This window comes from Brotaphodocola sp. (genome assembly GCF_050873065.1).
In the GTDB taxonomy this organism is placed as follows: domain Bacteria; phylum Bacillota; class Clostridia; order Lachnospirales; family Lachnospiraceae; genus Brotaphodocola.
On sequence record NZ_JBNMIC010000083.1, the window covers coordinates 1 to 7,184 of the forward strand.

At 47.4% G+C, this 7,184-nt stretch carries 6 protein-coding genes and 2 tRNA genes; 2 read left to right on the forward strand and 6 right to left on the reverse strand.

The window, feature by feature from the left end:
• Positions 1 to 208: 208 nt before the first annotated feature.
• Positions 209 to 281: transfer RNA gene (locus ACR0QE_RS12605), tRNA-Val, on the forward strand.
• Between the two features lie 17 nt (positions 282 to 298).
• Positions 299 to 372 (forward strand) — tRNA-Met (locus ACR0QE_RS12610).
• Between the two features lie 315 nt (positions 373 to 687).
• On the opposite strand, the gene sufU is transcribed toward ACR0QE_RS12610, so the two are convergent.
• The 6 genes from sufU to ACR0QE_RS12640 form a co-directional block, all read right to left on the reverse strand.
• Positions 688 to 1,125: a Fe-S cluster assembly sulfur transfer protein SufU gene (gene sufU / locus ACR0QE_RS12615; protein WP_177977066.1), complete on the reverse strand. Its 438-nt coding sequence runs from the start codon at positions 1,123 to 1,125 to the stop codon at positions 688 to 690.
• Positions 1,115 to 2,326 (reverse strand): aminotransferase class V-fold PLP-dependent enzyme, encoded by a 1,212-nt coding sequence (locus ACR0QE_RS12620; RefSeq protein ID WP_432628697.1) that lies wholly within the window; start codon positions 2,324 to 2,326, stop codon positions 1,115 to 1,117. Before ACR0QE_RS12620 ends, sufU begins: the two co-directional genes overlap by 11 nt.
• A 6-nt stretch (positions 2,327 to 2,332) precedes the next feature.
• Entirely contained in the window at positions 2,333 to 3,463 is a 1,131-nt protein-coding gene (locus tag ACR0QE_RS12625; RefSeq protein WP_432628693.1) for a SufB/SufD family protein, read from the reverse strand.
• A gap of 15 nt (positions 3,464 to 3,478) precedes the next feature.
• Complete coding sequence (sufB, locus tag ACR0QE_RS12630; protein WP_432628694.1) at positions 3,479 to 4,903, reverse strand: Fe-S cluster assembly protein SufB; 1,425 nt, start codon at positions 4,901 to 4,903, stop codon at positions 3,479 to 3,481.
• An 11-nt stretch (positions 4,904 to 4,914) separates the two neighbouring features.
• Complete coding sequence (gene sufC / locus ACR0QE_RS12635; RefSeq protein WP_432628695.1) at positions 4,915 to 5,673, reverse strand: Fe-S cluster assembly ATPase SufC; 759 nt, start codon at positions 5,671 to 5,673, stop codon at positions 4,915 to 4,917.
• Between the two features lie 578 nt (positions 5,674 to 6,251).
• On the reverse strand, positions 6,252 to 6,884 hold the full coding sequence (locus ACR0QE_RS12640; protein ID WP_432628696.1) for a DUF975 family protein: 633 nt from the start codon (positions 6,882 to 6,884) through the stop codon (positions 6,252 to 6,254).
• Positions 6,885 to 7,184: the final 300 nt, after the last annotated feature.

Consider the following 7,184-nt stretch of genomic DNA (forward strand, 5'->3'; position numbering starts at 1 on the left):
GCATTAAACTTTGGTCGGTAAAATGTTTTGGGAGGCTTCTTATAGATGTATTTTATTACAATAAAAAGAATGTTGGAAGTATGTTTTTCAACACACCCCAACATTCAGTATAGAACCTTCATATTTTTTTCAAAAAACTGTTGACAATTTGACCTTTACCCTTTATAATCTATTAATGTCAGTTGCGAATGCAACGGACACTAGTTATGGGGTCTTAGCTCAGCTGGGAGAGCATCTGCCTTACAAGCAGAGGGTCATAGGTTCGAGCCCTATAGGCCCCATACTTTTTCTTTTATATGGCGGAATAGCTCAGTTGGCTAGAGCATACGGTTCATACCCGTAGTGTCGAGAGTTCGAATCTCCCTTCCGCTATGATGATCAGGCATCTGCGAAAGCAGGTGCCTTTTTTGTGCGATTCGGCACCCTCGTTATCTTGTCCTCTCATTTCCGCAGAATTCGCCAACGCTTCATGATTTCCTCTCATACAATCGAATCTCCATCTCATACAAGTGAATATGAACGTTGACACTTTGGCCCAGGTTCATTTTTTACATAAAAAGCAGGCAGAAGATTTTGTTCTTCTGCCCGCTTCTCTCTCTTGATTTTATTTCCAACTTCCAGCTTAACTCTTCTTAATTCTTAATCATCGATCCTTCATTCCTTGTCGAATCTTTGACAGTTTCAGCCTTAGTCCTCTTTCTTCTTTCCGTCAAGCATCTCTTCCATCGTATGCCATCCGAGAACTGCGCATTTTACACGCGCCGGCATGTGGGAGATATCCTTTAAGGAAACAACTTCCTCAAGCTCATCGATCTCCTCATCGCTCGCCTCACCTTTGATCATGCGGAAGAAGATGTCTGCGAGATGCATGGCCTCATCTTTCTTGCGGCCGATGACAAGCTCAAGCATCATATCCACAGAAGCCTGGGAGATCGCACATCCGCTGCCCTGAAAAGCACCGTCAACAATCACACCATCTTCCACTTTCAGCTGAAGAATAATGTCATCTCCACAGCTCGGATTCACACCCTCGAGAATCAGGTTTGCATCCGGCAGAGATTCCTTATGCGCGGGATGAAGGTTGTGCTCCGTCAAAATCTCATTATAAAACGTTCTACTCTGCATATCCCATTTCCCTCCGAACATTTCTCAGGCAGTTCAAGAACCGCTCGATATCATCTTCTGTATTATAAAAAGCAAGGCTCGCTCTCGCCGTGGACATCACGCCTAAATGCTTTAAGAGCGGCTGTGCACAGTGATGTCCTGCGCGCACGTTGACATGACCTGCATCGAGAATGGACGCAATATCATGCGGATGAACACCGTCAACGGTGAAGCTTAAGATTCCGCAGTGCTCTTCCGGCTTGTCGCTTCCGATCACATGGATGCCCGGAATCTCCTTCATTCCGTCAAGCGCCAGCTTCGTCAGCTCCAGCTCTCTCTGATGAACCGTATCCATGCCGACAGACTGAAGATACTCGATGGCTGCCTTGAGCGCCATTGCACCGGCACCGTTTACCGTACCTGCCTCAAACTTGTGAGGAAGCGGAGCATAGACAGCGCCCTCACGGGTCACGGAATCAATCATCTCGCCGCCGGTCAAAAACGGAGGCATCTTCTCGAGAAGCTCCTCTCTGCCGTAGAGCACACCGATTCCCATCGGTGCCATCAGCTTATGGCCGGAGAATGCAAGGAAATCTGCGCCCATCTCCTGAACGTTGATTGCCATATGAGGTGCACTCTGTGCCGCATCGACAAGGACAACTCCACCGTTTGCGTGAACGAGAGAGATGATCTGCTCAATCGGCGTTGTGCGTCCGAGAACATTGGAAACATGGCAGACTGCTGCAAGCTTCGTGTTCGGGGTCACTGCCTCACGGATTGCCTCATCGGAGAAGAAACCGGTCTGATCACAGTCTAAATATTTTAAGGTTGCGCCGGTCTGGCGTGCAACCATCTGCCACGGAAGCATGTTGCTGTGATGCTCTGCGATCGTGATCAGGATCTCATCACCCGGCTTTAAGAAATTCAGTCCGTAGCTGTACGCAACAAGATTGATGCTCTCTGTCGTGTTGCGGGTGAAGATGATCTCAGACTCCTTCTTTGCATGGATGAAATCTTTCACGCACGTTCTCGCTTCTTCATAGCGGTCTGTCGCTTCCATTCCAAGCTCATAGAGACCGCGAAGCGGGTTTGCATTGTATCTCTCATAGAACTCGCGCTCCGCATCAATCACTGCCTGCGGACGCTGTTCCGTAGCCGCATTGTCAAGGTACGCGATGTCAAGGTTCATGAGAAGCGGAAAATCTTTTTTATAATTTACCATCTCCATTTACTTCTCCTCCTCTTCATCATCTGCCTCATTCTCGCCGCCAAGGTATTCCTCCACTGCGTCGCGGACTGCCTTCACCGGAATCTTTGCGTTCAGGGCATCCACACGCGCACGCGCGAGCATCTTCTCTGCTTCCTTCTTCGGGATTCCTCTCGATGCCAGATAGAATAATGTCTGGTCATCCAGCTTTCCGATCGAAGCACCGTGATTTCCCTCTACATCTTCCTCTGCGCAGAGAATCAGCGGAATCGTCTGGTTTACAAGATCCTCACCGAGAAGCAGAACATCCTCGCTCTCCGTTCCCTTTGCGCCTGCACAGCCTGCGATAAAGTCGATTGTTCCGCGGAAGATCTTAAATGCATTCTCAGATACCACTCCGGAAACTTCCATCAGGCTCTCCGTCTTCTTTCCGCGGTGACGTGCCGTATAATTCATATCGAGATGCTGACCCGGCTTGGCCGCATAACCGATTCCTGCGGTAAAGTTGCTTGCCTTACCTTTGAGGTCGATCTCTCCGCCGGAATACAGCTTTCCTGCGCCTAACTCAAGCTTTACGAGCTCTACGCGTGCATTGTCCTCGCAGACACCGCCGAGATCGCTTAAACAGGTCACACCTGCATCGAGAATCTCTGCCATGTAAATGCGAACGACTGCATTTTTCTCTGCACGAACCTTGATCTGGTGGGCTGCAAGTCCCTCTCCCTCGCCTGCGGAGCGGTACAGAACAGTCACATTCAGCACGCTGTTCTCCTTCGCGTAAAGGTAAAGGCGGTTGAAATAGCGCTCGCCCGGCTGGCATTCATAATCAAATACCGCCATATTGTCCTCGGATGCTCCTGCCTCTGCAGTGATCACATCCACCTGTGCCTGCTCGTCTTCCTCCGCGAGGCGATCCATATCCGGTCCCATTCCGGTCACCAGATTCTTCCATGCAAAGCCATCCCCGGCCTGCTTATCCTGGATCTCTGCCGCGCTTACTCTCTCCCAGGCAGTTCCATGTCCCGTCACAACCGGTGCAACCGGACATGCTTTTTCTATTTTCACATCAGTCAGCCGGCTCTCATTCATCTTCAGCCAGTTCCATGTTCTGGCCGGAAGCCGGTTCACTGTCATATCAATTCCCTGTCCCATCTCAATCCTCCGTCTTTAACCGATACTGCCCTTCATCTCCAGCTGGATCAGGTTGTTCATCTCAACGGCATACTCCAGCGGCAGTTCCTTGGATACGTTATCTGCAAATCCACTTACGATCATTGCGCGGGCATCTTCCTCGCTGATTCCTCTCGACATCAGATAGAAGACAGCCTCATCGCTGATTCGTCCGATCTTTGCCTCATGGCCGACATCGGCATCCGGAGTGCGGATGTCCATTGCCGGAATGGTATCTGAGCGGGACTCCTCATCCAGCATCAGAGACTGGCAGGATACCGCAGCTTTGCTCTTCTTTGCCTGTGCGCCGATCACAACAGAACTGCGGAACGTGCTGATACCGCCATCCTTTGAGATTGACTTTGTATTGATGTAGCTGGATGTATTCTTTCCGATATGCACAACCTTTGCACCTGTATCGAGGTTCTGTCCGTGTCCTGCAAACGTGATTCCGGTAAATTCCATACGGGAATTATCACCCTTCAGAACAGTCATCGGATACAGATAAGATACGTGGGAACCGAAGGAACCGGATACCCACTCCATCACACCACCCTCAGCAATCTGAGCGCGCTTCGTGTTCAGGTTGTACATGTTCTTGGACCAGTTCTCAATCGTGGAATAACGCAGTTTTGCATTCTTTCCGACAAACAGCTCCACACATCCAGCATGAAGGTTTGCAACGTTGTACTTCGGTGCGGAACATCCCTCGATGAAGTGCAGGGAAGCACCCTCATCCACGATGATCAGCGTGTGCTCAAACTGACCTGCACCCGGTGCATTCAGACGGAAATAAGACTGAAGCGGAATCTCCACATTGACACCCTTTGGAACGTACACGAAAGAACCGCCGGACCAGACTGCACCGTGCAGAGCTGCAAACTTGTGGTCTCCCGGAGTCACGAGCTTCATAAAGTGAGTGCGGATCATCTCCGCATACTGCTCGCCATACTCTCCGCGCATTGCACCCTCGAGATCAGAATAGATAACACCCTGAGCAGCTACCTCCTCGCGGACATTGTGGTAAACCAGCTCAGAGTCGTACTGTGCGCCCACACCGGCAAGAGATTTGCGCTCTGCCTGCGGGATACCTAACTTCTCAAATGTGTCCTTGATGTCCTCCGGCACCTCAGACCACTTTGCACTCATGTGAGTGTTCGGGCGGACATAAGTGACGATGTTGTCCATGTCCAGCTCGTCAATCGACGGACCCCAGTCCGGGATCTCCATCTTGTTGTATGTCTCCAGAGATTTGAGACGAAATTCTTTCATCCACTCCGGATCTTTTTTCTCCGTGGAAATTTTCTCAACGATGTCGCTTGTCAGTCCGGATTTTACCCGGTAAGCATCCTTTTCCTCATTGCGGAAATCGTAGAGGCTTCGGTCCACGTCCTGTACGTATGTTTTCTCTTTCTCAGCCATGACCTCTCCTCCTACTTGCGGGATGCCATCTCAATGTAGGACTCAAAGCCCTTCTCATTGATCTCTTCTACCATGGAACCGTCACCGGTTGCCACGATTCTTCCATCAACCATAACGTGTGTGTAATCGACATGAAGTGCATCCAGAATTCTTGTGCTGTGCGTAATGATTAACAGCGCACCTTCCTGATTCTTCTGATATTCCTTTACGCCCTCGGAAACAAGACGCACGGCATCGACATCCAGACCGGAGTCAGTCTCGTCCAGAATTGCAAGGCTTGGCTTGAGCATCATCAGCTGAAGAATCTCAGCCTTCTTCTTCTCACCGCCGGAGAAACCAACGTTCAGGCTTCTCTCTGCGTATGCATCGTCCATCTGAAGAACACCCATATCTTTCTCCAGTTCTTTCTTAAATGCCCACAGTTTGAGCTTTCCGCCCTGCTGCTGACGAACTGCATTTCTGATGAATCCTTCCAGAGAAAGGCCCGGAACCTCAAGCGGCTCCTGGAAAGAAAGGAACATTCCCTCTTTCGCACGCTTGTCAGCGCCCTCATTTGTCACATCATTTCCCTTAAAGTTGATCGAGCCACCGCTCACCTGATAACGAGGATTTCCCATCAGGACATAACCAAGAGTAGATTTACCTGCTCCGTTCGGTCCCATCAGAACATGGGTCTCTCCCTTATTTACTGTCAAATTGATTCCGTGAAGAATCTCCTTATCCTCTACATTTACCGTCAGCTGGTCTACCTTTAAAATCGGCTCTGACATACGCGCTTTCCTCCGTTTCTGCTCTTCCCAAGTTTGCCCCGTCACTCACGCATCCGTCTGGATCATCAAAATCCTGACTTTATTTTTTCTTGTCAGTGATCGGGTACTCTTGTATCGTCCATCCGGGACTTGCCCCGAAATTTGATCTGTGCTATAATATAAAAATCTTTATAACTGTTTCGTATTTTTGCAGTTACAATCTTCAACAAATCAATAAAAGCGTCGGCGACGCTTTCCCGATCTGTCAAATAACATAAAACCGTGCAATTCCTACTTGGCTAGTAGGAATTGCACGGCTACATTATATCTCGCTTTTTCTTATTTTTCAAGCCCCCGCACGCAATCTTCTGCAAAATTTTCTCATTTTTTGAGTTGCCTAAAACTAACTAAATTTCCTGTTTTTTATCTTTAATTTTATTTTCCCTCAACAATGTAACAGCAAAACAAACGCATAAAAAATACCCGAGAAATTTTCCTCGCTGCAAATGTATGCAACACACATTTGAAAATCTCTCGGGCAAATAAATTTTGAGTCCAATTATTTAATCAGATCTAATCAGAACACATTTCCTGCTCTCTTATTTATCTGCAATCTGAAACTGACTCTCTGCTGCCAGGACTTTGTAATACTGGGTTCTCGTCGCCATGTAATAAGCGGTTACCCAGAAACTTCCAATTCCAAGAAGCAGGCTTCCTAAAATCCACCATCCAATAAAGCTGAGATCGAGCATAAACAGCTCTCCCTTATGACCCTTGGTAATTCTCTTACTCTCATCGAGGCACTGTTTCCATCCATACTCCGGATGATCTGCTTTTACCAGAAATGCCATCGAATATGCATAGTATTTTACGATTCCCGGAATGATAAACAGGCAGGACCACAGGCAAACAAGAATCACATTCATAACATACAGGATGAAGTTTCCTGCCAGATCTTCCTTGAATCCATTGAAGATATCCAGAATCTGCATCGGCTGTCCATCTTCACTCTGCTTCAGAAACAGGGAGTACATTCCATAGGAAAGCGGTCCCATTATAAAAAGAGAAATGATATTTCCAAGTCCATAGAACTGATCCACTTTCAGTGCATTAATCAAAATTCCCAGAACCGAATAGATTGCTATCACAATTACTGCATTCAGCCAAATTGTTCCCAGAATTTTTCCACCCAATTGTTCTTTTGCTCTTAATTTTGCTTCTGCTCTCGTCATAAACCTCTCTCCTTTTATTTGAAAATTGTGAGTAACAGTTTTCTTGGTTTTTTATGTTTATATTTTAACACACAAAAAGATACTAATTGGACACTGCAAAAAATTTTTTGAACCTCTGTTCCCATAAAAAAGAAAAGGATGCAAAAATATCTATTATATCTATAAATGAGCAAGTTCGTGATTTTGCATAAAAGAAAGACACCTTGAATTCGATTATGTTGTATAATGAAAGTGCCCAAACTAACATTTACAGCATTCACGAAAGAAGGTGTCTCCTGCAAATACTATACATCATTCAGC